Consider the following 1,016-nt stretch of genomic DNA (forward strand, 5'->3'; position numbering starts at 1 on the left):
AGGACTTGGAAATGAACGATGTGGATGTGGGGGATATTTTATTAGTTATTGCTCGCCAGGTCAGTGAAAGTTTGGAAGCTAGCCAGGTTAACTTACAACTAAAAGGCTTTAAAGCTTTCCTACAGGACATTACCAACTTGTTAGATTCGGATGTAACTGGGGTTGAGGTTAAGATTCCCAAGGTTGGTGGGATTGGGGTCAAGGAAAAACAGGGAGAGTATTCCTTATCGGTAGGGATTGGCAAGATTACCACGAGAGCCAAAAATAGCCCAACCTTGCGTAATCGGTTGCGGGATTAGATCGAACCTCGTACCAAAACCATTATTGATGTGATTAATACCGAGTTGATTGAACCTGCGATCGCTCAACTCCAACACCAGGGAAAACGGGGACTAGTGGTAATCGTGGATAACCTTGACCGGGTGGAAATTGTGCCCAAGCCTTGGGGCAGACCACAACCGGAATATTTATTTGTAGACCGGGGAGAACAGTTGCGCCAACTCAACTGTCATGTTATATATACGATGCCCCTAGGGCTACGATTTTGTAATGATATCGTCCGGCTTACCAATCGTTTCGGGGTTGAGCCGAAGGTGTTGCCAATGGTGCCAGTGACGCAACGGAATGGTAAGGAATGTGAGGAAGGAATGGCAAGGCTCAGAGCCATGGTAATGGCTAGAGCTTTTCCTAAGCTAGCATCAGCGCAACGGTTGCAGAAGATTCCGGAAGTGTTTGATGCACCGGAAACCCTGGACAGACTCTGTTCTATCAGTGGTGGTCATGTGCGGGAGTTACTGGCAATGATTCGGGATTGGATTATGGTGGAAGGCAAGTTACCGCTATCCCGAGCAGGGTTAGACCAGGTTATTCGTAGTCGCTGTAATAAAATAAGATTAGCGATTGATGAAAAGGAGTGGGAATTATTGCGTCAGGTGCATCAGAGCCAAGAAGTAAGTGGTGACGACCATTATCGGGTGCTGGTGCGTAGTCTATTTGTGTATGAATACTATGACGCT

At 46.8% G+C, this 1,016-nt stretch carries 2 pseudogenes; both read left to right on the forward strand.

Features of this window, described 5'->3' with window-relative positions:
- Positions 1 to 299: pseudogene (locus F6K37_RS44330) on the forward strand (hypothetical protein); the annotation flags it as partial.
- A gap of 30 nt (positions 300 to 329) precedes the next feature.
- Positions 330 to 1,016: pseudogene (locus tag F6K37_RS44335) on the forward strand (hypothetical protein); the annotation flags it as partial.

This window comes from Moorena sp. SIO4E2, from assembly GCF_010671945.1.
Classification (GTDB): Bacteria; Cyanobacteriota; Cyanobacteriia; order Cyanobacteriales; family Coleofasciculaceae; genus Moorena; species Moorena producens.